The 24,059-nt window shown below is 69.7% G+C and carries 19 protein-coding genes; 7 read left to right on the plus strand and 12 right to left on the minus strand.

The features are described from left to right. Positions 1 to 189: 189 nt before the first annotated feature. Together J2853_RS08655 and J2853_RS08660 are read right to left on the minus strand one after the other, a co-directional pair. Complete coding sequence (locus J2853_RS08655) at positions 190 to 978, minus strand: glycerophosphodiester phosphodiesterase (protein ID WP_307556455.1); 789 nt, start codon at positions 976 to 978, stop codon at positions 190 to 192. Positions 979 to 1,121: 143 nt separating this feature from the next. Further along, a complete protein-coding gene (locus J2853_RS08660) occupies positions 1,122 to 1,661 on the minus strand; it encodes an SH3 domain-containing protein (RefSeq protein WP_307556456.1) in 540 nt (179 codons plus the stop codon). 679 nt (positions 1,662 to 2,340) lie between these two features. Here J2853_RS08660 and J2853_RS08665 point away from each other — a divergent pair. The 3 genes from J2853_RS08665 to J2853_RS08675 all read left to right on the plus strand — a co-directional run bounded on the left by J2853_RS08665 (position 2,341) and on the right by J2853_RS08675 (position 5,667). After that, positions 2,341 to 2,775 (plus strand): ArsR/SmtB family transcription factor, encoded by a 435-nt coding sequence (locus J2853_RS08665; protein ID WP_307556457.1) that lies wholly within the window; start codon positions 2,341 to 2,343, stop codon positions 2,773 to 2,775. Positions 2,776 to 2,798: 23 nt separating this feature from the next. Continuing rightward, positions 2,799 to 3,947, plus strand: a complete 1,149-nt coding sequence (locus J2853_RS08670; RefSeq protein ID WP_307556458.1) for a cation diffusion facilitator family transporter — start codon at positions 2,799 to 2,801, stop codon at positions 3,945 to 3,947. A 397-nt stretch (positions 3,948 to 4,344) separates the two neighbouring features. Further along, on the plus strand, positions 4,345 to 5,667 hold the full coding sequence (locus J2853_RS08675; RefSeq protein WP_307556459.1) for an aminotransferase class V-fold PLP-dependent enzyme: 1,323 nt from the start codon (positions 4,345 to 4,347) through the stop codon (positions 5,665 to 5,667). Between the two features lie 196 nt (positions 5,668 to 5,863). On the opposite strand, the gene J2853_RS08680 is transcribed toward J2853_RS08675, so the two are convergent. The 3 genes from J2853_RS08680 to J2853_RS08690 all read right to left on the minus strand — a co-directional run bounded on the left by J2853_RS08680 (position 5,864) and on the right by J2853_RS08690 (position 8,846). Further along, positions 5,864 to 7,138 carry an MFS transporter gene (locus J2853_RS08680; protein ID WP_307556460.1) on the minus strand — a complete coding sequence of 425 codons (1,275 nt, stop codon included), beginning with the start codon at positions 7,136 to 7,138 and terminating at the stop codon, positions 5,864 to 5,866. After that, a complete protein-coding gene (locus J2853_RS08685; RefSeq protein WP_307556461.1) occupies positions 7,135 to 8,226 on the minus strand; it encodes a PLP-dependent cysteine synthase family protein in 1,092 nt (363 codons plus the stop codon). The genes J2853_RS08680 and J2853_RS08685 overlap by 4 nt, the downstream gene beginning before the upstream one ends. 164 nt (positions 8,227 to 8,390) lie before the next feature. Further along, positions 8,391 to 8,846, minus strand: coding sequence for a hypothetical protein (locus J2853_RS08690; RefSeq protein WP_307556462.1), 456 nt, complete (start codon positions 8,844 to 8,846; stop codon positions 8,391 to 8,393). Positions 8,847 to 9,096: 250 nt separating this feature from the next. On the opposite strand from J2853_RS08690, the gene J2853_RS08695 reads away from it, so the two are divergent. After that, entirely contained in the window at positions 9,097 to 9,840 is a 744-nt protein-coding gene (locus J2853_RS08695) for an SAM-dependent methyltransferase (RefSeq protein ID WP_307556463.1), read from the plus strand. Between the two features lie 38 nt (positions 9,841 to 9,878). On the opposite strand, the gene J2853_RS08700 is transcribed toward J2853_RS08695, so the two are convergent. Then, positions 9,879 to 11,480 (minus strand): penicillin-binding transpeptidase domain-containing protein, encoded by a 1,602-nt coding sequence (locus tag J2853_RS08700; protein WP_307556464.1) that lies wholly within the window; start codon positions 11,478 to 11,480, stop codon positions 9,879 to 9,881. A gap of 584 nt (positions 11,481 to 12,064) precedes the next feature. Here J2853_RS08700 and J2853_RS08705 point away from each other — a divergent pair. Both J2853_RS08705 and J2853_RS08710 read left to right on the plus strand, forming a co-directional pair. Further along, complete coding sequence (locus J2853_RS08705) at positions 12,065 to 14,197, plus strand: tellurite resistance TerB family protein (protein ID WP_307556465.1); 2,133 nt, start codon at positions 12,065 to 12,067, stop codon at positions 14,195 to 14,197. Next, positions 14,194 to 15,495 carry an ATP-binding protein gene (locus J2853_RS08710; RefSeq protein ID WP_307556466.1) on the plus strand — a complete coding sequence of 434 codons (1,302 nt, stop codon included), beginning with the start codon at positions 14,194 to 14,196 and terminating at the stop codon, positions 15,493 to 15,495. Before J2853_RS08705 ends, J2853_RS08710 begins: the two co-directional genes overlap by 4 nt. Positions 15,496 to 15,663: 168 nt before the next feature. Here J2853_RS08710 and J2853_RS08715 read toward each other — a convergent pair whose 3' ends face one another. From J2853_RS08715 to J2853_RS08725, 3 genes are all read right to left on the minus strand, one after another. After that, positions 15,664 to 16,809: a cysteine desulfurase family protein gene (locus tag J2853_RS08715; RefSeq protein WP_307556467.1), complete on the minus strand. Its 1,146-nt coding sequence runs from the start codon at positions 16,807 to 16,809 to the stop codon at positions 15,664 to 15,666. Positions 16,810 to 16,984: 175 nt separating this feature from the next. Then, on the minus strand, positions 16,985 to 17,926 hold the full coding sequence (locus tag J2853_RS08720) for a D-2-hydroxyacid dehydrogenase family protein (protein ID WP_307556468.1): 942 nt from the start codon (positions 17,924 to 17,926) through the stop codon (positions 16,985 to 16,987). A gap of 130 nt (positions 17,927 to 18,056) precedes the next feature. Beyond that, the gene (locus tag J2853_RS08725) at positions 18,057 to 19,790 is read right to left on the minus strand and encodes a right-handed parallel beta-helix repeat-containing protein (RefSeq protein ID WP_307556469.1); all 1,734 of its coding nucleotides are present in this window, start codon (positions 19,788 to 19,790) and stop codon (positions 18,057 to 18,059) included. Between the two features lie 67 nt (positions 19,791 to 19,857). On the opposite strand from J2853_RS08725, the gene J2853_RS08730 reads away from it, so the two are divergent. Continuing rightward, entirely contained in the window at positions 19,858 to 20,676 is an 819-nt protein-coding gene (locus J2853_RS08730; protein WP_307556470.1) for a TetR/AcrR family transcriptional regulator, read from the plus strand. A gap of 21 nt (positions 20,677 to 20,697) precedes the next feature. Here J2853_RS08730 and J2853_RS08735 read toward each other — a convergent pair whose 3' ends face one another. The 3 genes from J2853_RS08735 to J2853_RS08745 form a co-directional block, all read right to left on the minus strand. Further along, the gene (locus J2853_RS08735) at positions 20,698 to 22,335 is read right to left on the minus strand and encodes an L-lactate permease (RefSeq protein ID WP_307556471.1); all 1,638 of its coding nucleotides are present in this window, start codon (positions 22,333 to 22,335) and stop codon (positions 20,698 to 20,700) included. A 222-nt stretch (positions 22,336 to 22,557) separates the two neighbouring features. Beyond that, positions 22,558 to 23,661, minus strand: a complete 1,104-nt coding sequence (locus tag J2853_RS08740; protein WP_307556472.1) for an AF_0692 family protein — start codon at positions 23,659 to 23,661, stop codon at positions 22,558 to 22,560. After that, positions 23,658 to 23,888 (minus strand): hypothetical protein, encoded by a 231-nt coding sequence (locus J2853_RS08745; protein ID WP_307556473.1) that lies wholly within the window; start codon positions 23,886 to 23,888, stop codon positions 23,658 to 23,660. Before J2853_RS08745 ends, J2853_RS08740 begins: the two co-directional genes overlap by 4 nt. Between the last annotated feature and the right edge of the window lie 171 nt (positions 23,889 to 24,059).

The raw sequence follows: 24,059 nt of genomic DNA on the forward strand, positions 1-24,059 counted from the left end.
ACGACACTCGAACACCCATTCACATATGGAGGTGCAAGGGTAGCAGGCACTCAGATAGGAGCAACCCCGCGAAAAACACCCGCACCGGCGCCGAGGCGGCCAGGTGCGGATGTTCGCGGAGCGGTGCGGTGGAGCTTCACGGCGCCGTGTGCGGAGCGGCCCACAGGCGACGCCGGGTGCTTCGCGCCTCTACGGTTCGCATGCTTCCCGGGACCAGGCCAGATAGGCGGACGTCTCGTTGGTGATGACGCGGTCGACTCCGTAACTCGCCAGCCGTTCCCACGTGCTCGGGTCGTCGGGTGTCCACGCGTAGACGGCCACGCCGTGGTCGAGGTATTCGCGGGTCAGTTCCCTGGTCAGCCTGTCGTACCTGACCCCCGCGAAGGAGAACTTCCTGGCGAGTGTGAGCGGCGGTGCGGTCGTCGTCAGCAGGCCTTTACGGGCGGGGACGGATGTGACGGCTTTCAGGGCCGGCAGGGAGAACGACATCAGGCTCGCCCACCTGTAGGCGTCGAACCGGTGATAGTCCCTTTTCAGGGAACGCAGGTCCTGAGCGTCGGGTACCGCCTTGAGCTCGACCAGAACCTCCTCGGCTCTGCCCCTGGCGAGCGTGAAGGCTTCGGACAGGGTCGGCGGGCGTTGACCGTCCGTGGTGCGGAGTCTGCGAAACTGCGCCAGTGTCATGCCGGAGATCCGGCCCGTGCCCGTCGTGGTCCTGTCGACCAGGGCGTCGTGCATCAGCACCGGATGGTGGTCCCTGGTGAAATGTACGTCGAACTCGACCTGCTCGGAGCCCGCGTCGAGCGCCTGATCGAGCGCCTTGACGGTGTTCTCCACTCCTTTGACCCAATAGCCCCGGTGGGACACGATGCCGGGCGTCGAACAACGGGACGGATCCGGCAGGGCGACACCGTGGGCTTCCCCCGTTCCGCCCACCGCCAGGACCGACAGCAACGAGATCTTCGCGGTCCTTCGCACCCACGGGGTGAGGGTCGATGCCGGTCCGGCCTTCGGAATTCGATGACGACGGTCGATGCCCCGCCTCCGTGCGTCGCATGTCTGAGATTTCCCGCCCCCGGCCGGTGGAGTTCGCCGAGGGCCGGGAGCGGGCCACCCCACGACTACTTCCCGGTCACTTTCCGTAGGTATTTGGCGGAGGCCCAGCCGGGTTTGCCTTGGGAGGAGTTGACCGCCACCCAGCCGTTGGTGGGTTGGCACGCGCCGGCGAAGCGTCCGTCGGACACCTTGAGCTTGCCGACAAGGGAGGAGTGACGTGCGGCGGACGAGCGGACGTTGAGGAAGCCGTTCGCCCGCATGTGCGCGACCCGGTAGGTACACGAGAGGGCAGGGCGGCTCTCCGTGCCGGAGGAGGGAGCGTCCTTCGTTTTCCGTAGGTATTCGCCGGAGGCCCAGCCGGGTTTGCCTCGGGAGGAGTTGACCGCCACCCAGCCGTTGGTGGGCCGGCACGCGCCGGCGAAGCGTCCGTCGGACACCTTGAGCTTGCCGACGCGGTGAGAGCGCAGGGCGGCGGACGAGCGGACGTTGAGGAAGCTGTTCGCCCGCACGTGCGCGACCCGGTAGGAACAGGTGAGCGCGGGACGGCTCTCAGTGCCGGAGGGCAGGGGCTGGGGGGCGGCTTTGGCCGGCGTGCCGAAGGACACGAACCAGGCTGTGATGACAAATAAGGTCAATGTGGTCGGGATTTGTTTTTCGAGCACGATGACTCCCTTCGATTCGCATCACGTCCGCTTGGTGAAGCTCCCGGACGGTCAAGTCTCGGCGCTTGACCTGTGATGCTTACGCAAAGTAGATCTCCGATTACTTGTCGTATAAACACCTGAACACTCGCTCAAGTATCTTTTACCAATGGAAGGTTCGGATGCATGTCCGGGGGCTGTCGAATGGGGGCGGGGAAAGATGGTGATTGATTTGGAATTATCCCTGGGCTGAAATCGTGGATTTGGTGGACTCCGTAGGATATGGGCCCTGGTTCCGCATAGTGGCCTTTTTTCTCATCCCTATATTTTTGAATCAAATATCTGGAAAGTCCGAATTGTGGATATGTCACCCATGGTGGATAAAGGTGAACGATGTATGCATCGCTCCATAAGAGTGAGCTTGAGAGCTGAACATTAAGTTCCGTGCAAATCTCTGCCGCGCCGCCGCTGTCGCAGGGTTGGCGGAGTCGGCCAGTCAAGGTGTCGGTCGAGATCGCTTGGGTGACAATCCATGGAAAACGGCGCAAATTCCCGCCTTGGTGATTGACCGAATGCGCGTCGTCGAGGATTTTACTTGTATGGGATCTGGCAATAAGTAAATGCGTTATCTACGCTTCGTCATATGAGCAGAGCTTCATATGTCGTCGCCGACTCCGATTCCGAGTCCTGTGTGGTGCGCATGGTGGATCCGGACCGGGTCGTCGCGGTGGCCGGAGCCATGCCGAAGACGGTGGCGATCGAAGAACTGGCCCGGGTCTTCGGTCTGCTGTCCGATCCGGGGCGCCTTCGTGTGATCATCGCGTTGCTGGAGGGCGGCGAGATGTGCGTGTGCGACATCGCCGCGGCATGCGGGCACAGCGAGTCGGCGGTCTCGCACACGTTGCGCCTGCTCCGCGCCCACCACGTCGTGCGAGTGCGCAGATCCGGGCGCATGGCCTACCACCGGCTGGACGACTCCCACATCCGGATGCTGCTGGACCTCGGCTTGTCCCACGTCCACCACGTCCCCGCCGCTGACTCCACCGACCCCGCTGACTCCGCTGACGAGATCCATTAGTGCCGGCCATCGGAGGAGGTTCCATGGTCTTGCCGCATCACGAAGGCGACCGGCATGATCACGACGACGACCACGACGACCACGACGACCACGACGACCACGACGACCACGACGACCACGACGACCACGACGACCACGAGCACGATGGCCACGAGCGCGGGCCCGTTTCCGGGAAGACGCGGCACCACGGGCCCGCGTCACGGTACGGGCACAGACGGGAACACGGGCACGCCGTCTCGGCCGACGCGGATCGCCGGTATCTGACCGCCGCTCTCGCCCTGCTGGTCGTCTTCATGGCAGGCGAGGTCGTCGCCGGGCTCGTGGCGCGGTCCCTGGCGCTGATCTCGGACGCCGGGCACATGCTCACCGACTCCGCTTCGATCATGTTCGCCCTGGTGGCGATGCGTCTGGCGACCCGTCCGCCGCACGGCGGCTTCACCTACGGACTCAAGCGTGCCGAGATCCTGTCGGCACAGCTCAACGGCGTCACGCTCCTGCTGCTGGCCGGGTTCTTCCTCTACGAGGCGATCCGGCGCCTCATCGCGCCGCCTGAGGTCGAGGGCGGCCTGGTGCTGGTCACCGCGCTGATCGGCATCGTCGTCAACCTCGCGGCGACCTGGCTGCTCAGCAGGGCCGACAGGTCACGCCTCAATGTCGAAGGCGCCTTCCAGCACGTCGTCAACGACCTCTACGCGTTCATCGCCACCGCCGTGTCCGGGCTGGTGGTTCTGCTGACGGGCTTCGCCCGGGCGGACGCCATCGCGACCCTCGTCGTGGCGGCGCTCATGCTCAGGGCGGGGTACGGCCTCATCCGCGAGACCGGGCGTATCTTCCTTCAGGCCGCGCCGTCCGGGCTGGTCCCGGCAGAGATCGGGGCACGGCTCGCGAGCCAGCCCGATGTCGCCGAGGTCCACGATCTGCACGTCTGGGAACTCACCTCCGGCTACTCCTCGCTGTCGGCACACGTGTTCGTCCGCCCCGGAGGTGACCGCAACGCCGTACGGCGTCGCCTTCAGAGCCTGCTCGCCCACTCCTACGGGATCACACACACCACCCTGCAGGTCGATCCCGCGCCGGACGGTGAGGTCGGCGAGAACGAGTGCGTCGACACCGGCCACTGCGCCGATCCCCACGGACCCCACTACCTGCCCCCACGCGGCCGAGCCACCTGATCCTCTTTCGGCGGGGCGCTCCGCGGAATCACTCAGGATCACCGTCGCCCGGTCGCGGGTCTTTCCTCCGGCGATCCGATCGGCGGCGACCCCTCCTGGCGAATGGGAGAGGGCCAGTAATAGCAAGAAATTTCGATCGAAATACCTTCTAATTCTGCCTAAAGGACTTACCTGGGGAATCGTCGACGCTCTTTCCGATGGCCCGCGTCAGGCCCTTGTTTCCGCCGTTCGCGATGAACGAATGCAAAGGGAAGGGGAATCGTCGCCGCGCCACGCCCGAGCGGCACGAATGCGCACTCCATGAGGCCGGCCCGCCCACACTGGAGGTCAATCACTGTAAACAGGTCGGGGTTCCGCTCTGTGCCGCGGGCTCTCGCTGATCCATGGGAGAGGTTCGATGACCCTGTCCAGGCGTGCGATGGTTGCCGGGCTCGGAGCGTTGGCCGCCCCCCTCGCCCCCCTCGCCTCACGGCCACCGGCCCCGCGATCGGTGACTCCGGAGCCGCCGGCCGTTCCCGCCGGACGCGCACCCGACCAGCTCGCGCGGGACGAGAGCTTCTGGGGCACCGTCACCCGGAAGTACCGGGTCAGTCCGGACTTCGTCAACCTGGAGAACGGCTACTACGGGATCATGCCCGAGCCGGTGCGCCTGGCCTACCACCGCAATGTGGACCACCTGAACGAGCTGAACTCTCATCTGTTGCGCACCACCTACAAAGCGCAGGCCGACGCGGTCAGGCAGCGCATCGCCACTCTTCTCGGCGTGTCCACGGAGGAGATCGCCCTGACCCGCGGTGGCACCGAAGCCCTTCAGAACCTCATCGCCGGGTACAACAGGCTGCGGCGGGGCGACGCGGTGATGTACTCCGACCTCGACTACCACAGCGCGCGGTACGCCATGAACTGGTTGCGCGACCGGCGCGGTGTGAGCGTCGAGCGGATGGTCGTCCCCGAGCCGGCGACCCGCCAGGCCGCGCTGGACGCCTACGCCCGGGCGCTGCGCGACCACCCGCGGGTCAAGCTGTTGCTGCTCAGCCACATGAACAACCGCACCGGGCTCGTCCTGCCGGTCGGGGAGATCGCCACGATGGCCCGTGAGAAAGGCGTCGACGTGATCGTCGACGCCGCCCACTCCTGGGGGCAGCTCGACTTCACCGTCGATGACCTGAAGGCGGATTTCGCCGTGTTCTCCCTGCACAAGTGGATGGGGGCGCCGCTGGGGTCCGGGTTCCTCTACATACGCGCCGGCCGCCTGGCCGACATCGACCCCGCCTACGCCGACGAGACCTACCCGGACGGCGACATCCGCTCGCGGGTCCACTCCGGCACCGTGGACGTCGCCCCGATCCTCACCGTGGGCACCGCCCTGGACTTCCACGACGCGCTGGGCAGCGCGTTCAGGCAGGCACGGCTGCGCTTCCTGCGCGACCGCTGGGTGCACCAGGTGATCGACCTCCCCAACGTGGAGATCCTCACCCCCGAGGAGCCCGCCATGTACGGGGCGATCACCGCGTTCCGGATCACCGGGCGCACCTCCGAAGCCGACAACGTCGCGATCGCCGAGGAGCTGTTCGACCGCCACCGGATCTTCACGGTCGCCCGCAACGGACCGGCCAGGGGCGACTGCGTCCGGGTGACGCCGGCGTTGTTCACCTCCCGGGACGAGGTCGACCTGCTCGCCACGGCGTTGCGTGGTCTCGCCTCGCGCACGCGCGGCTGAAGGGCAAGCCGGCGACGGTCACCGCGGCCGGTGGCCTCTCGCCTCGCGCACACGCGGATGAAGGATCCCGATTGAGAGACCGGGCTCGACGGTGTGGTCCCGCCGCGCGGATGCGCGGCCCGGAACCCCGGGTGAGGCGTTCGACGCGCGCGGGTTCCCGGCCGGCCGTCGCACCGGCCGGGAACCCGCGCGAGGGTTATGCCGCCACCGCCACCTCGGGTGGGTCCGCCAGGCGTCCCGATCGATCCAGGGCGCGTACGGCCGCCGCGCATCCGGCGCCGATCAGCGCCAGGGCCAGCCAGGGCAGGCTCGGCAGGCCCACCGCCTCGCCGAGGTCCAGGGTCCAGCCCGACAGCAGGTTGCCCGCTGCTATGCCGATCCCGGCCAGGGTGCTGTAGAGCCCGTAGTAGGTGGCCACCAGGTGCCGGCCGCCGAAGGTGACGATGGTCGCCATCTCGAACGGATAGATGATCATCGTGGCCAGGCTGAGCAGCGTCGCCGTCCCCAGAACGGGCAGCAGCAGGAGCGCGTGGGTGAGGCCGCCGGCCGGGGCGGCGGCCTCGTCCGCCAGAGGCGCGGCCAGCGCGAGGGGGACGAAGGCCAGCCCCATCAGGACCAGCCCCCGGCTGATCGCCTCGGGCGGGCGCCACCGCCCGGCCGCCCACGCGGTCACCCGGGCCTGCCAGGAGATGGTCATGAGCCCGGAGACCACGAAGACGAGGGTGACCCCGAGCTCGCTGCCCGTCACCCGGCGGATCTCCAGCGGCAGGCCGAGATAGACCTGGAAGCTCAGCACGTACGAGCCGATCATGGCCAGGGAGAACAGCAGGAAGGGGCGGTTGGCGATCACCTCGCGCCAGTCGAGCAGCACGCCGCGTCTCTGCCGCGCCCCGGGGGTCTCCCGCGACGGCAGGGCACGCATCTGGGCGATCGTCAGACCGGCGAACAGCAGCCCCGCGGTGAGGCAGAGGAGTTTGAACGCCATGCCGTTGAGCACCAGGCCGATGAGGGGCCCGGTCAGGATGCCGAGCTGGGCGAAGACGTTGAACGCCGCGAAGGCCTCGACCTGGCGGGTCCCCGCCTCCTGGGCGAGGTAGGCCCGCACGGCGGGGTTGAACAGCGCCCCGGCGAGTCCGGTCAACGCCGAGGCGACCACCAGCGCGGGGACGGAGTCGGCCACGGCGAGAAGCAGGAACGCGACGGTGCGCAGCCCGCACCCCGCGACGATCATGGGTTTGTGGCCGAGCCGGTCGGCGAGGGTCCCTCCGACCAGGAACATCCCCTGCTGGCTGAGATTGCGGATGCCGAGGATGAGGCCGACCAGTGCCGCGGGCAGTGCCAGCGTGCCGGACAGGTGACCCGCCAGGTAGGGCATCAGCATGTAGAAGCCGATGTTGATGGTGAGCTGGTTGACCAGCAGCAGTTTCACCGGCCGGTCGAAGGACCGCGCCAGGGACAGGGTGTTCCTCACCGCGGTGTCTCCCCGGAGATGAGGGGAGGGCGCAGGCCGGCGACCGGGTCGATCACGGTCGTGCATCGCGTCCAGCCGGTCGGCTCGCGCTGTGCCGGGTGGTCGATCTCCTCCGGGGCCGCCGGAGGAGGTGAGCCGAGGAGGTGGTGCGCGGCGCAGTAGTCGTCGTTGAACACCGTGTCGAAGTAGCGGTGGGGGCCGTCGGGGAAGATCGCCGCTATCCGCGTGTGGCCGGGCAGCGTGCGAGCCAGCCAGGACGACACCAGGGCCACCGCTCCGACGCTCCAGCCTCCGGTGGCGTACCGCAGCGCGGCCAGGCGCCGGCAGGCCCAGACCGCTTCCGGCGGTGCGACCCAGTGGACCTCGCTGAACAGCTCGTACGCCACGTTGCGCGGATAGACGCTGCTGCCCAGGCCGCGCATGAGCCGCGAGCGCGCGGGCTGCCCGAAGATGGTCGAACCGATCGCGTCGACGCCGACGAGCCGCAGGTCGGGATGGAAACGCCGCAGCGCGCGGAAGACCCCGGCGCTGTGGCCGCCGGTGCCCACGCTGCACACCAGGACGTCGATCCGCCCGAGCTGGCCGGCTAGCTCCGTCGCCAGCCCCGCGTAGGCCGTGACGTTGTCGGGGTTGTTGTACTGGTCCGGGCAGTAGGCGTCCGGATGCTCGCCCAGCAGTTCGCGCACCCGCTCCCTGCGCGCCTGCTGCCAGCCGCCCACCGGGTGCGGCTCGGCGACGACCACGACACGGGCTCCGTAGGCCGACAGCAGACGGCGCATCAGCGGCTCCATCCCGGGGTCGGTCACCAGCGTCACCGGGTGGCCGTGCACGATACCGGCCAGCGCCAGGCCCAGGCCGAAGGTCCCGCTGGTGGACTCCACGATGGGCACGCCCGGCCTCAGCTCGCCGCGCTCACGCGCTCGGTCCACGATGTAGAGCGCGGAACGATCCTTGATCCCTCCGGGATTGCCGCCTTCGAGCTTCGCCCAGAAGCCGCGTCCCTGCCCCGAGGCGAGCTCCGGGACCCAGAGGACGGGGGTGTTGCCGACCACGTGCTCAGGGGTGTGGCACGTGTTCCCGGTGATCATCTGACTGAGTGGAAGGGTGTCGATCTGTAGTGATTTAAGGGTGTGTGTCATGATCCGTTTCCCATGGTTGCGATGTGGTCGACTCGCTTTTGGGCATGCGGAAGCGACGGCTCGTGCCGATGGTGCCGGGCGTCGAGTCGTTCGCGAGCCTGCCCGCGGGGCGGCTATATACGGGAAACGGATTTGAGCAACAGCAGATCTGCCCCGGGAGGCAGGCAGGCCGGTTGCGAGAAGCGCCGTGCCGGCGCCGGTGATGCCGTCGCGGTCGTCTCGACGGTGATCGGATCACCGATGGCGTGCCCGCTCGGCAGCGGTGCGCGCACGCCGGCGATCGACGACCCGGCCGCCGCGCCGCACAGGTCGTGATCGTCCCCGGCGGGAAGCTGGGGGCACGGTGTGCCGCCCTCGAACGCCAGGGTGGAGATCACGGCGTGGAGCCCGGCGTTCGTGCCGTGGCCGGCCGCCGGCGGTTTCGCCCCGAGCTCATGACGAGGGGCCGGATGGGCGGACGTGATGACGCACAGCCCGAGATGGAGTAACACGATGATGCCGAGCACGGACAGGCAGGCGGCGGAGAGAACGCCTCCGCGCTGTGCCAACCGCCGCATCGATACGATCATGCCGATAAATCTACATTACGATCCGTAATCATTTGCTACAGAGAGTCACTGTAGACCACTCGGGGCGTCGACCCCTTCGCCGTCGCGGTGACGCCACCGTCCGGCGCGTACGTCACGGTGCCGACGGGCCGGATTCGTTTCGAGCCGCCACGGTGGTTCCGGGCCGGCAACTGTGTGAATGACCGCTTCGGCGCGGCCTGGCGGCGATAATTGGGTGGCGAAAAGATTGGGTTAAGGGCAGGTTGACCTGATGGACCGACAACTGATCAGCGCCATCGCTCACTCCGACCATCCGATCGCCGCACCCGTCAGCGAGGTCCATCTGGAGCGGCTGCTCACCAGGACGAGACTCCCCGCGGGGTCGCGCGTCCTCGACCTCGGCTGCGGGGAGGCCGCATGGACGCTCCGGGCACTTGAGCTCCATCCGGACGTGACGGCCGACGGAGTGGACATCTGCGCGCTCGCGCTGGCGGCGGCCGCGAAGGACGCCGAGGCGCGGGGGCTCTCCGACCGGGTCCGGCTGCACGAGACACCGGCCGCCGACTTCCCCGTCGCCGAGCCGTACGACCTGGTGCTCTGCGTCGGGGCCACCCACGCCTTCGGCGGGCTCGCCGCGACCCTGGACGGTGTCCGCCGCCATCTGCGGCCCGGTGGCCTCGCCCTCGTCGGGGAGGGGTTCTGGGAGCGGACCCCCGCTCCGGAGACGCTCGCCAGGCTCGGTGCGGCCCCCGACGACTACGCCGACCTCCCCGGAACCGTCGCCATCGCCGAGGGCGCCGGGTTCCGGGTCGTCTACGGGCACACCAGCGAACTCTCCGAATGGGACGAGTACGAATGGTCCTGGACCGGCAGCCTGGCGCGCTGGGCACTGGAGCACCCCGGCCCCGACGGGGAGACGGCCATGGCCGCCGCCCTCGACCACCGCGACATGTGGCTGAACCACTATCGGGGCGTCCTCGGGTTCGTCACCTTCCTGCTCCGCGGCACCGGCTGATCCCGTACGGGTGGTGCCGCCCGAAGGTGGGGAGGAGGTCAAAGCGCGTTCAGGAACCTCGCGGCGATCGGCGCGGCCACCTCGCCGCCGGCGCCGCCGTTCTGGACGAACACCGCGAAGGCCAGCGAATCGCGGTAGCCGATGAACCAGGCGTGGTCCTCCTCGCCCGCGACCTCGGCGGTACCGGTCTTGCCGGCGGTCCCCGGAGGCAGGCCCGCCTGGGCGGCCGTGCCCTGGGTGACCACGGCGCTCATCATCGTCCGCAGACCGGCGACCACGCCCTCGTCCAGAGGCACCGGCGGCGGTGAGTCGGCGTCGGGCTCCGCGGTCATGATCGCGGGCTTCCAGACGCCGCTCGCCACCGCCGCGGCGACCTCGGCCATGCAGAGCGGACTGGCCTGCACCGAGTTCTGGCCGATGGAGTCGGAGCCCAGCTGGTTCAGATCCCCGTACGGCTGTATCCGGCAGGAGCTCAGGCCGGGCTTCACGCGGAAGCCGAACCGGTCGGCGGCCTCGGCGCGGAGCCGGTCGTCGCGGAGCCGCTCGTAGGTCTGCTGGGCGAAGGTGGTGTTGCAGGACAGGGCGAAGGCCGTGGTCAGGGTCACGGTGCCGTGGTCGACGCCGTCGGAGTCGGTGAAGGTCCTGGCTCCCGGAATGGTGTAGGCCGCCGGGCACGCGACCGGCGACTCCGGGCTCAGGCCGGAGCGGAGCAGCGCGGCCGCGGTCACCACCTTGAACGTCGAGCCGGGCGGGTAGAGACCGTTGAACGCCCTTCTGCCGCCCAGCGCGTCCGCCACCGCGAGCACCTGGCCGCTCTGGACGTCCACGGCCACGATCGCGGCGGGCCGTTCCAGGCCGTCCAGGGCCCGGGCGGCGGCGGCCTGCACGGGCCGGGAGATCGTGCTCCGTGTCTTCGTGGACGGCGGTATCGGGGAGGCCAGCAGCACCCGGCCCGAGGGCTCCTCCTCCAGCGACATGACGACCGCCGTGCCGTCCAGCCCGGTGATGTAGTCGCCCGCCCTGCTGCCGCGGGGGAACGGCGTGCCCTCGCGGGTCAGCGTGGCCGGCCGGCGGATCTGGTTCTCCCTGAACCGCACGCTCCCGCCGTCCTTGAGCGAGCGGTGAAGGGTCTCGGGGGTCCAGAGCACCTTCCAGGTACCGGCTCGCCGTATCAGGTGCAGCACCGAGGAGAACGGCCACCGGCCCAGCCCCGTGACCTCCCGTACTCCCTGGAAGGACATCTCGGCCGCCTCCTCGCCCTGGTGGTGCAGCTCGCCCACGGTGAGGGACAGCGACGAGACCCGCAGGTCGGCGTCGAAGCGCCGGTGCCGCTCGGCGAAGTCGGCCGGGGGATCGGCGACCAGGCCGGCCATGGAGGAGAGGTCGCCGGCGGTCCACGCGGCGAGATACCTCGCCGCGGTCGACCCGGGGCCGTTCGGCGGACTCGGTGCGGGCGTGAGGGTGACCGTGGCCGCGGACGCCGGGGTGGACGGCGGCGCCTCGGTCGCCTCGTCGGAGGGGGTGGGCCGCGGCGTCGGCGAGGCCACGACGGCGCCCGGAGCGCTCGCCACCCCGTACACGCCGAAAGCGATGATCGCGATCGTCACGGCGAGCAACGCGAGGAGCCGTCGATTGCGCATCTTGTTCCCTCTGGGTTTCCCTGGGCGCACACCGGATAAAAGATCATAAAGGTTGCCGACAGGCATGAGCCAGGCCGGATATCGATCCAGAACTCCACCTGCCGCCGACGGGCCGAATCTCGCGCCGGAGGCCGGCACGGTCGGTGTCCCGGCGCCTCCGCCTGCTTTGTCCGATCACGGTCCGGGCGGCCGGCGCCGCGACGCGAGGTCACGCCGTTCGCCTCAGCTAACCTTTAAAATGATAAATACGTTTTTTGAGTATTATGCGCGATTTGCGGCTCTTATGCATTGCATTGGCCGGTCGATCCACGCCGGGTTTTCAGGTCCGCGGCGTGACGAGATTCAAGACGGTAACGAGATTCCTGATTTATCGGGTCAGATGAAATGGCACGGGTTAAGGTGCAATCCGTGACCAGGTGATCACATTCACGTGAGTCTCGCGTATGACCGGATCGCGATCGCCGTACGCGGTCGGAACAAGAGGTGAGCGGATGGGATTTCTCGATCGCTTTCGCCGTGGTGTGAACCACCGGACGCCGACGCGGCCACCCGTGCCGCCGGGCTACGGCACCACCCCCCGTCACATGTCCGGCCGACACGCCTCCGCCGCCCAGGCGGCTCCCGCCGCGCCGGTGCGGCCACCCGCCCCGGCCGGTTCGTGGCTTCCCCCGGGCGAGGGGATCAACCTCGCCGGCCTCAACGTGGTCGGCGGCCTGCTGTACGTCGGCTCGGGACTGCCGTCGGTCTCCGGCACCACGGTGGAGCCGGCGCTGATCGACCCCCGCCTGCCGGTCGACATGCGCCGGCCCGACTGGAGCGGGCAAGGACTGGACCACTGGCCGTCCTACGCCGCGATCTCGCCGCGGTCCAGAGCCGCCTACCTGGCCTGGCTGGCCGACGGGCGGCGCTACCCGCAGGCGCCCATCGGCTACGTGTTCCTCTATCTCTACGGGCTCGAACGGCGGGCCCTGCACGACCTGACGCCGGATCGTTCCACCGCTCCGCACGAGCTGCCGATCATCCACGCCGAGGTGCGTCGCCTGCTCACCGTCTACGGAGACCAGGCCGCGTTCCGGCGCTACGCCGGGCAGTTCGAGCAGGTGCTCGGCGTTCTGGCGACGGACGGAGCCCGGTTCGACGCCGGAGCGCCGCCCGCGCCGACTCGCGACTCCTCACCCTCGCTGCGACTGCGAGCGGGCCTGGGAGCCTTCGCCGCGCAGAGGCGGCCGATCCCGGCCGAGTGGGCACTGAGCTGGATCGGCTCCCATCCCGGCTACCGCCCGCGCACCGCGGCCACGCGCTGCGCGCGTGAGTTCGGCGCGCTGTTCCGGCTGCGCTACGCCGCCCGCCACGGTCAGGGGCTGGTTGTCCAGCCCGGCCACCAGGAGATCGCGCTCGGCTACCGGCCCGCCAGCGCGGGTTTCCGAGGGGGCGCCACACTGACGCTCGCCGGCATCCCGGACGTGCTGACCCTGGCCGCGCCGACCCGCGAGCTCATGACCCTGGCCGACGAGTGCACCTCGGAGCTGGAGGCCTACAGCCGCTTCATCGGCCGCGTCCCCGACGGCCACGCCACCGTGCAGGCACAGGCGCTGCTTCCGGCCGAGCTGGCCGACCTCACCACCGGCGACGCCGGACGGGCCGTGGCCTGGGCGCGGGACCGGCTCGGACACCACGAGACGGCCGTCGTCGCGGGGGAGGAGTTCGCAGCCCTGATCTCCGCCCCGGACGCCGGACCGGCCAGGAAGGACGCCATCGCCCTGGCCCGGTTGCTGGGCACGGCCGGCATCGGCATCGAGCCCGACCCGCGACTGGGCGGCCCGGTGCCGTCGTCCGGTCCCCTGGTGCTGTTCGCGGCTCCGGGCGGACCCACCGCGGCCGCCTCCGACGCCTACCAGGCCGCCACCTTGCTGCTCCACCTGGCCGCGGCGGTCAGCGCCGCCGACGGGGAGACCTCCGCGGCCGAACAGCGCCATCTGAGCGATCACCTGGAACGGGCACTGCACCTGACCTCCGAGGAACGGCGGCGCCTGCACGCGCACCTGCGCTGGCTCATCGCCACACCGGTCAAGCTCAGCGGCCTGACGCGGCGCATCGCGGGCAGCGACGAAAACCAGCGCGTCCACGTCGCGGAGTTCCTCATCGGAGTGGCCGCCGCCGACGGCCACATCTCCCCGGACGAGGTCAGGACCCTCACCAAGATCTACCGGCTGCTCGGGCTCGACCCGGGCCTCGTGCACCCGGCCCTGCCGCTCGCCGCCGCCCCGGCTCCGGCGCCCGCGCCGATCGCCGTCCAGACGCAGCAGGGACGGGGTCAGGCCGTCTCCCGGCCGCCCGCCCCGCGGTCCGAGCCGCCCGCGGGGAGGCTCGACCAGGCAATGGTCGCGGCGAAACTCGCCGAGACGGCACGGGTCGCCGTCCTGCTCGGGTCGATCTTCGCGGAGGAGGAGCCGGCGCCCGTGCCCGCACCGCCTCCGGCGGCCGATCCGGTGGCCGGGCTGGACGACCGGCACTCCGGGCTGGTGCGGGCGCTCGCCACCGCCGAGCAGGTGTCCCGCGGGCAGTTCGAACACCTGGCGGCGCGCTGGAGCCTGCTGCCCGACGGCGCCCTGGATCGCATCAACGAGGCCGCCTACGAAATGGCCGGCGAGCCGTTGCTCGAAGGAGACGACCCGATCCGGGTCAACCGACACCTGCTGGGAGAAGTGCCCGCGTGAGCACCACCGCGATCCGCCCCGGTGAGCGCGAGGCCCTGCTGCGGTCACTGGGCGCGGGCGTCGTCCCGCACGGCGGCCAGCGACACGTGCTGGTGGGCCGGGCAGCCGAGGTGGAGGCGCTGGTCGCCGACGTCGGCCGGATCGCCGGCGGAGGTTCGGCGGCGCGCTTCGTCATCGGTGACTTCGGCGTGGGCAAGACCTTCCTCCTGCATCTGGCGCGCTCCGTCGCGCTGGAGAGGAGGCTGGTCACCGTGCACGCCGATCTCAACCCCGACCGCCGCCCGCACTCCGGCGGAGGACAGGTCCGCGGCCTGTACTCCGAGCTGATGCGCAACCTCGCCACCCGCGCCAAGCCGGACGGGGGAGCGCTCACCAACGTGATCGAGCGATTCGTCTCCACCGCGCTGACCGAGGCCCAGCAGACGGGAGCCGACCCGGGACAGGTCATCCGGGCGAGGCTGGCCCACCTGTCGGAGACGACCGGCGGCCGCGACCTCGCCGAGGTCGTCCGCGCCTACTGGAGGGGCCACGACACCGGCGACGAGCAGCTGAAGTCCGCGGCCGTCCGCTGGATGCGCGCGGAGTTCTCCACCACGACCGGGGCCCGCTCCGAGCTCGGGGTGCGCACGATCATCGACGACTCCACCGTCCACGACCACCTGAAGCTGATGAGCGGTTTCGTCCGGCTGGCCGGCTACGACGGGCTCCTGGTGTGCCTGGACGAGATGGACGACCTCTGCGAACCGGCCTCCGCGCGGGCGCGTGACTCCGGCTCCGGGCAGATCCTGCGCATCCTCGACGACACGCTCCAGGGCGGTGTCCCGCACCTGGGATTCGTCTTCGCCGGCACCCCCGAGTTCCTCCACGATCACGCGGTCCTGCGGTCGCGGCCGGCCGGCGACGCCCTCACCGAGGACGGGCGGGCGGGCCGTTCCGGACCGGTGCTGCACCTGGCCGCGTTCACCCAGGAAGACCTCTACGTGCTGCTGGCCAAGCTGCGTCACGTCCACGCCTTCGGTGATCCGTCCCGCTACCTGCTGGACGACGAGGCGCTGCCCGCCTTCATGCACCACTGCTCGGGCCGCATCGGCGAGACCTACTTCCGCACTCCCCGCACGACGATCAAGGCGTTCTGCGATCTGCTGACCGTGCTGGAACAGAGTCCCGGTGCCGACTGGCGGCAGATCCTGCCCTCCGTCGAGCCGGAGCAGGAGGCGAATCCCGGCCCGGCGCCCGTCGAGGATGAGGAGAGCGCCCCGGCTCCCGCGTGGAGCGTCCCGACCGGAACGGCGGGCTGAGGAAGCCGGTCACAGCAGGGAGTGTCGGCGAGGGGAGCCGGGCGACCCGGCCATCCGTCCGGCCCGAGTGCGCCGGATCCGACAGCACCGCCCGCGCCCCTCGGCGGGCACGAATCCCGGCTGCGGCGACGCGCGCGATTACGGGACGGCACCGGTTCGGATGCCGTCTCAGGCGGTGGCCAGCGCACGGGTCAGCACCTCCACGGCGCGGTCGATGTCGCCGAGGTCACTGAAACGGCCGATGCCCAGGCGGATGGTGCGCGCCGCCTGGTCGGGGGTGAGCCCGATGGCGGTCAGCACCGCCGAGGGTGCGCTGTGGCCGGTGTGGCAGGCGGCCTGGGCGGAGAAGGCCAGCTCGGGGGTGGCGGCCATCAGCTGCGCGGCGGTGAGGTGAGGCAGGGTGAGGCTGAGGTTGCCCGGCAGACGGTGGGTGAGCGAACCGTTGACCCGCAGATCGGTCCACGCGGCGGTAAGCCCGCCGAGGAGCCGCCGGCGCAGGGACAGGATTCGGGTGGCGTCGGCGTCGCGCTCGGCCAGGGCCAGGGCGGAGGCGGCGCCGAGGGCGACGATACCGGCCACGTTCTCGGTGCCGGCGCGCAGACCGTGCTCCTGCCCGCCGCCGACGAGCTGAGGCAGCGGGACGGGGGCGCCGCGCCGGACGTATAGAGCGGCGACACCCTTGGGCGCGTACATCTTGTGGCCGACGACGGTGAGCAGATCGACGCCGAGGGCCGCGACGTCGACGCCGACGGTGGCCGGGCTCTGAGCGGCGTCGGTGTGCAGCGGGATGCCGCGCTCACGGGTGAGGGCGGCGATGTCGGCCAGCGGCTGCAGGGTGCCGATCTCGTTGTTGGCGTGCATCACCGAAACCAGGATCGTGCCCGGCTCGATGGCGCGTGCGAGGTCGACGGGGTCCAGGCGCCCGTCGGCGCCCACGGGGACGCGGGTGACGCGGAATCCGGAGACGGCGAGCCGGTCACAGGCGGCCTGGGTCGCCGGGTGCTCGATGGCGGTGGTCACGATGTGCTCGCCCCGGCCGGCGGCGCGCAGGGCGTGAGCGGTGCCGACGAGGGCGAGCTGGTTGCTCTCGGTGCCGCAGGAGGTGAAGACGATCTCCTGCGGTTCGCGGGCGCCGATGAGCGCGGCCACCTGCGCGCGGGCGGTGTCGACCGCGGCGGCGGCGGTGCGGCCATAGGCGTGGGCGCTGGAGGGATTGCCGAACTCGGTGGTCAGGTAGGGCAACATGGCCTCGACCACGCGGGGATCGACCGGGGTGGTGGCCTGGTAGTCCAGGTAGATCGGCCGGCTGCTCATCGATCCTCCAGGGTGCGCCGAGGTGGTGGGGATCCGGGTGTGGAGCGGCGTCCCGAGGTGCCGGGGCCGACGTCCACGCAAGACGTCCACGTAAGGGGGAGAAGCGATGAGGAAAGCTCGCAACTCACCGAGCGCCTACAGCGTGGAGGTCCCGTTTTCGAGGGCGGGGAGGATGTCAATCCATGACGCGGATCGGGTTCCCCGACTGGAACGCGGCGATGTCCTCGACGGCGTCACGGTAGAAGATCTCGTAGACCTCGCGGGTGACATACCCGACGTGCGGGGTGAGCACGGTGTTGCCCAGCGCGCGCAGAGGATGATCGGCCGGCAGCGGTTCGGTGTCGTAGACGTCGAGCGCCGCGCATGCGATCTTCTTGCGCCGCAGGGCGTCCAGCAGGGCGTCCTCGTCGACGATCGGCCCGCGGGAGGTGTTCACCAGTATCGCCGTCGGCTTCATCGCGGCGAGTTCCGCGGCGCCGACCAGTCCGCGACTGCGGTCACCGAGCACGAGGTGGATCGAGAGCACGTCGGCCAGGGCGAACAGATCCTCCTTGGACACCGCCGTCACGCCGTGTTCGGCGGCTTTTTCGGGCGTCAGGTTCTGGCTCCAGGCAACGGTCTCCATGCCGAAGGCCTGGCCGATCCTGGCGACCTGCGCGCCAAGCCTGCCGAGGCCGAGCAGACCGAGGGTCTTGCCGTTCAGGCCGGTTCCGACGCCGACCTGCCAGCCACCGTCGCGCATGGACCCCACCTCGGCGGGGAGGTTCCTGGCGGCGGCGAGGATCAGCGCCCAGGTGAGCTCGGCGGTCGGATATCCGATGTATCCGGTCGTGGACACCACGATGCCGAGTTTCCGTGCCGCGTTGACGTCGATGGCGGCGTTGCGTGCCCCGGTGCTCACCAGCAGCTTGAGAGCGGTCAACCGGGCCAGTAGTTCGGCCGGGAATCTGGTGCGCTCGCGCATGGCGACGAGCACGTCGAAGCCGGCGAGCCGCTCGACGACCTCGTCGGCGTCGGCGAACGGTTCGGTGAACACCTCGATCTCGGCGTCGAGGGAGTCCCAATCGGCAAAGCTCAGCGCGACGTTCTGGTAGTCGTCAAGGATCGCGATCTTCATGACAGCAAAGCTACTACGAGGGCGTTCGCCGGGATTTCCTCCCGTCGGGCTTCGGTGCGACGCTGTCGTACCCGGTTCGCGATCACGGCGTGGATCGGCCATGGCGGCGCGCGGACCGATGCCGGGTCGTTCACCCTGCCGTGCCGCCCGGTGCCTGGGCCGGCAGGGCGGGCAGCGTCTGCGGCGAAGTGGCGAGCCCCGCGCCGGCCACGATGCCGGCGACCGTCGGGTCGTCGTCGAATGCCCTCTCCGGGAGCGTCGTATTGCCGGCGAGCGTCACGCCTTCGGGAGGATCGCCGGGATCGGCGTCCCAGAAGTTGCCGATGAACGCCACGTGCTCCAGCGGCGGCGACACGTTCAGCACCACCGGCGCGTCGGCCCGGTGGACGACGTTGCCCTGGACGGTGACCCAGGCGGCGCCGTAGTCGGTGTAGAGGCCGAAATTGTAGGGGGTGATCGTGTCGCGGACGACGTTGCCGCGGATCAGCGCGCCACTGGCGTGCGAGGAGCCCTGGTTGCCGGACACATAGATACCGCCGCCGTCGGCCAGCACCTGCATCGTGTCGTGCACCAGGTTGTTCAGCACCTGGGCACCGTGTCCCTCGTACACCACGATTCCCACATGTGGCACGTCGTTGACCTGGTTGTGCGCCACGACGGTGTCCCGGGTGCCGGACAGCAGGATGGCCGGTGAGCCGTGGTAGTCGCGGCCGACGTGGTGGACGTGGTTGTTCTCGACCCGGTGATGGCGCGCTCCCGAGCCGATCACCACACCGCCACCGGACACCTCGTCGATCACACTGTCCCGGAGCACGTTGCCGGTGCCGTCGCCGCGGAACTCCAGCGCGACCGCACCCAGCCGGGTGAACCGGCAGCCCTCCAGCGTGATCCGCGAGGTGTTCTCGAAGACCAGATTGCCGGGCACGGTGGCGGAGCCTCCGGGGACCGTGACCTGCCCCTGGCCTTCGGCGAAGGTGACCGTCTGGAGCGAGCCGCCGTCGTAGTAGCCGTTGCCGTGGTAGTGCAGGAATCCTTCCGGTTCGCCGGGCCGCAGCCAGGTCGCCTCCGCGAAGGTGATGCCGCGGAAGGCGACGTCGTGCACGTCCCTGGCGTGCAGCAGCGTCTCCAGCACCGGCGCCACCACGTCGTCGAGATCCTCGCCGGGGCGAGGCAGGTAGTGCAGGACGCCGCCGTCCAGCGCGAAGGTGCCCTCGGTCAGGAACTCGGGGCTGTTCTCGGCCGTGGTCGGGGCGTCGGCGCCGTTGAACTCCCCGGCGCCCGGGCCGTCCCAGGTGATGACCGACCGGTAGAGCCGCACGGCCCAGCCGAAAGCGGGCTGCGCCATGGTGACGGTCGTGGAGCGCCCGTCACCGGAGATCCGTGCCACCTGGCAGCGGGCCTCGGACCAGGGGTAGGCGCCCCGGTAGACGAATTCCACCTCGCCCTGCCAGTCCTGTGGCGCGAGATCATCGGTGACGTAGCCGGTCTCGGTCCGGGTCAGGCTGTGATCGAGGGAGATGGCGGCCCGTACGGCGCGGCGGCCGGAGACGTAGAGCTGGCGGGTGGCCAAGCCGGGGACCTCGGCTCGGCAGACGCCGTCGTCGCCCCTGCTCCAGCCGGTGATCCTCTGGCCGCCGCTGACGAGGACCTTCTCCTGTGCGGCGGTGCCATAGCCGTAGGCCTGGTAGACGACGCCGGAGTCGGGGGCCGAGAGCCGGAACGGCTCGGTGAGGCGATGGGTGCCGGACCTGAGGTTGATCACGCTGCCCGGCGCCGCCGCCATGCGGGCCCGGTCCAGTGAGGCGAACGGCCGCTCGATCGTGCCTGGACCGGAGTCGTCGCCTGACGGGTCGACAAAGAGCATGGAGGAGTCCTCTCATGTGTATGTGGTACACACATGGTATACAGCATATACGTAGAGGGGAGTCAAGATGGTGGAGCCGGAACGCGCTACCGAACTGCTGTGGGGGACGAGATCCAGGCACGGCCTCAGCCTGGAGCGGATCGTGCGGACCGCGATCGAACTGGCCGACGCGGAGGGCCTGTCTGCGGTGTCCATGCGACGGGTTGCCGAACGGCTCGGCTTCACCACCATGTCGCTCTACCGCCACGTGCCGGGCAAGGCGGAGCTGGTCGACCTCATGCGCGACGAGGTGCTGGGCGAGGGGGCGGACGCCGGCACCGATCACCGTTCGAGTTGGCGGGTGGAGCTGGAGGCGTGGGCGCGGGACGGATTGGCTCTCTACCGGCGGCACCCCTGGCTGGCCGAGTTCTCAGCGGCCCGGCGGGTACCCGGGCCGAACGCGGTGGCCCGCTTCGAGGGGGCGCTGGACGCGGTGGCGAGGGCCGGGCTGCCGCCCGCGGAGGTGGTGGCGGTGGTGACCCTCGTCGGCGGGTTCGTCGAGAGTGCCGCCCGGCAGATGGTGGAGACCGCGCGGACCGAACGGCGCACCGGCGTCAGCGAGGAGGAGTGGTGGGGTGGCCGAGACTCACTCTTCCAGCACCTGGACCGGTATCCGACGCTGAGCCGTATCTACCGGGAAGGGGGTTACGACGCACCGGTCGATCCGTTCGAGTTCGGCCTGCGGCGCGTGCTTGACGGAGTGGAAGTACTCGTCCGTGACGAAAGTCGTGATGAAACTCCCTGTGCGGTATGCGGTAAGGCCGTCGACGCTGGCGCCATGGGCAGGCCGCGGGACTACTGCTCCAGCGCCTGCCGGCAACGCGCCTACCGGACGCGCAAGGGTTGATCATCGGCCTTCGCGCGGTGGTCAGGGGACCATCCAGGACAGGACCGAGGTCTGGAGCGCGGACAGGACGCACAGGAAGGCGAGGAAGACCAGGCTCCAGCCGACGACCCGGCGGAAGATGTCGCCCTCCTTGCCGTTCAGGCCGACCGCCGCCGCCGCGATGACGAGGTTCTGCGGCGAGATCATCTTGCCCAGCACGCCGCCCGAACTGTTGCCGGCGGCCATGAGAAGCTCGGAGAGCCCGGCCTGGTTCGCCGCGGTGACCTGCAGGGCGCCGAAGAGCGAGTTGGACGAGGTGTCGGAGCCGGTGACCGCCACCCCCAGCCAGCCGAGGATCGGCGACAGCAGCGCGAACGCGCCGCCCGCTCCGGCCATCAGCGTTCCGAGCGTGATCGTCTGCCCGGAGGCGTTCATCACGAAGGCCAGAGCCAGCACCGTCATCACGGTGACGATCGCCCAGCGGAGCTGGTGGAGCGCCGTCCCGTAGGCCCGCAGAGCCCGTGGGACGGAGAGCCTGAGCGCGATCATGGTGATGAGACCCGCGACGAGCATCTGGCTGCCGGGTGTGGTGAGCAGGTTGAGGCTGAAGGTGGAGAGCGTCAGCTCCTCGCCCTGGGCGTTGAACAGATGGAGTCCCGGCCACTTCACCGTGTACGTCGCCCGGTCGAGGAGGCTTTTGACCGCGGGGATCTGGCAGACGACGAACACCGCGATGATGATCCCGTAGGGCGCGTACGCCCGGATGACGTCCGCGCGCGAGTCGGGGTGGGCGACGCGTTCGGCGAACTCGGGGGTCGGCTCGTCCGCCGCGCCGCCCGCGATCACGGCGGGCCCGGTGTACGGCTCGCGCGGACGCCAGACGCGGACCATCGCGACGACGGCGGCGGCGGACAGCAGGGCCGCGACGACGTCGGCCAGCGGCACCGAGACGAAGTTCGAGGTCGCGTACTGCCCGAGCGCGAAGACGATTCCGCAGACCAGCGCCACCGGCCACGTCTCCCGGACGCCGCGGAGCCCGTCCACGATGAGAACGAGCACCAGCGGGACGAACACCGCGAGGATCGGCGTCTGCCTGCCCACCATCGCGCCGAGGGTGTCGCTCGACAGGCCGGTCACCTTGCCGAGCGTGATGATCGGGGTGGCCATGGCCCCGAAGGCGACGGGCGCGGTGTTGGCGGTGAGCGCCAGCACGGCGGCCTTCAGCGGGTTGAAGCCGAGGGCGATCAGCATGACCGAGGTGACCGCCACCGGCGTGCCGAATCCCGCGAGCGCCTCGATGAGGGCTCCGAACGAGAACGCGATGATGATCGCCTGGATGCGCTGGTCGTCGCTCACCCGGGCGAACGAGCGCCGCAGCACGTCGAAGTGCCCGGTCGCGACGGTCATCTGGAAGACCCAGATCGCGTTGATCACGATCCACAGGATCGGGAAGAAGCCGAACGCCGCCCCTTCGGACCCGGCCAGCAGCGTCTGCCCGATCGGCATTCCGTACACCGCGACGGCGATCACGATGGAGAGGGCGAGGGATACGAGTGAGGCGATCCAGGCGGTCACCCGCAACACGCCGAGCAGTACGAACAGCACCAGCAGAGGAAGCGCGGCGACCAGGGCACTCCAGGCGAGGGAATGGGCGACGGGATCGAGAATCTGCTGGTACACGGCGGCCACCTCGCAGGTGTGCGGTTTTCCTGGTGATCAATGAGTTTTACCCCACTGGAGACCCTTGTAAAGGGTCTTGTAAATATCCCGATAAAGGCCCGGGAAGATGTGCTTCCGTACCTCGGCCTTTCCGTCGCCCGCTCTCGTCTCCGTCTGAGATCGGCTGGGGGAGTTCATTCCGCGTACGTGGTGCGGGCCTTGGCGTGGAAGGGGGCCGACTCGTCAATGGGGGACATGGGCTCGTCCGGTCGTCCTGCGCACGATGCGGCCGGCGGTAAGGAGAAGGACGATCGCGCCGAGGACGAGGACCGTCTGGCTGATCAGATTGGCGGGGCTCGCGGAGCCTTCGAGGAACAACAGGACGAAGCCGCCCCAGGCGTAGGTCAGCAGCGCGCCGCCTGCCAGAGCGAGACGATGCGTGGCGCCCCAGCCGCGGTGCCGTGACCATCGGGTGACCACGACCGTCATCGCGGCGATCAGCCCGATGCCCATGGCGACGCCCCACCAGCTTTCCGGGCGGACGAAGAACAGTCCCGATGCGACGAACCCCACTGCGCCGACCAGTCGAGGGTTCGGTGCCCGCCGGTCTGTCGCCGGACGGGGGCGGCGTCCGAGGGCGAACGCGATACCGATCAAAACCGTGATCACGGCGGCGGTGCCGATCCTCTGCGGCGTCGATGCGAGGAATCGTTCTTGTTCGTACAGGCCGTAGAAGAGCATGGCGGAGCCGAGGACGAACACGATGCCGGTAACGGCCAGGCCGAACCCGCCCAGCCAGGGTGTGGTGCTCCGGCGGGGCACCAGGGCTTCGACGACGGCAATCGGGACACCGATGCTCCAGATCACGTGCCCGGCGACGAACACCAGCGCGTAGTGGGCGCTGACGCCGAGCGCCGGGAGGTGCGCGACGCTCTGGAAGTCGTAGCCCTCGAAGGACGGGTTGAACAGCGACTGGTCGAGCAGACCCGCCTCGAGCACGCCGTACGCCGCCGCGAGCAAGAGAACGGTGGGCCAGCCGCGCCCGGTGCGGCGTGCCGCTTCGCGGATGAGGAGTGCTCCGCCGCCGTACATGGGCGCGAGAAAGAGCACGCCCAGGAGCTCGGATGGGGGAATGTTGCCGAGCAGATACTCCGCGACCAATGGGGCAAGGAGGAACAACCCGACCGCGGGTGCGATGCGGCGTGGCGTCCATGGCCGGCGGGAGGCGTCCGGGTGAGGGAGCTGGAGGTCGTTGAGGTGGCCGGCCGGGGCGGACGCGAGTCCGTGCCGGTGAGACGGGACGGTCTTCTCCGGTCGCGGTTCCGGTGGGGTGCTCCTGACTGTCATGACGGCTGGGTTTGCTCCGCGGCGATGACCACGACGACCCCCAGGGCCGCCAGGATCAGGTTCGCGAAGAGCTCGTAGCCGGTCAGGGCATCGAATCGGGGGAGGACGACGCGGTTGAAGAAGTTGAGGAACATACCGAAGAGGGGCTGGGCGGCCAGGTGGTCGACGGCTCCGCTGATGCCCTGGAGAACCATGACGATCCCCAGTAACTGGATGGGCTTGCGCATGATCCAACGCTAGACACCGCCGCTGTGACGAGGATCGGTCATCGGGATCTCCCCCTCCGACCTAGGTCTCTGTTCCCGGGCGCCACGGCCGACGAAAGTGCCGCTCGTCGCGACTTTGGTATCGTCCGCTGCTCGCAGGGACGGGGCTCTCCTATCACGCCGTAGGGTTTG

Source organism: Streptosporangium lutulentum (genome assembly GCF_030811455.1).
In the GTDB taxonomy this organism is placed as follows: domain Bacteria; phylum Actinomycetota; class Actinomycetes; order Streptosporangiales; family Streptosporangiaceae; genus Streptosporangium; species Streptosporangium lutulentum.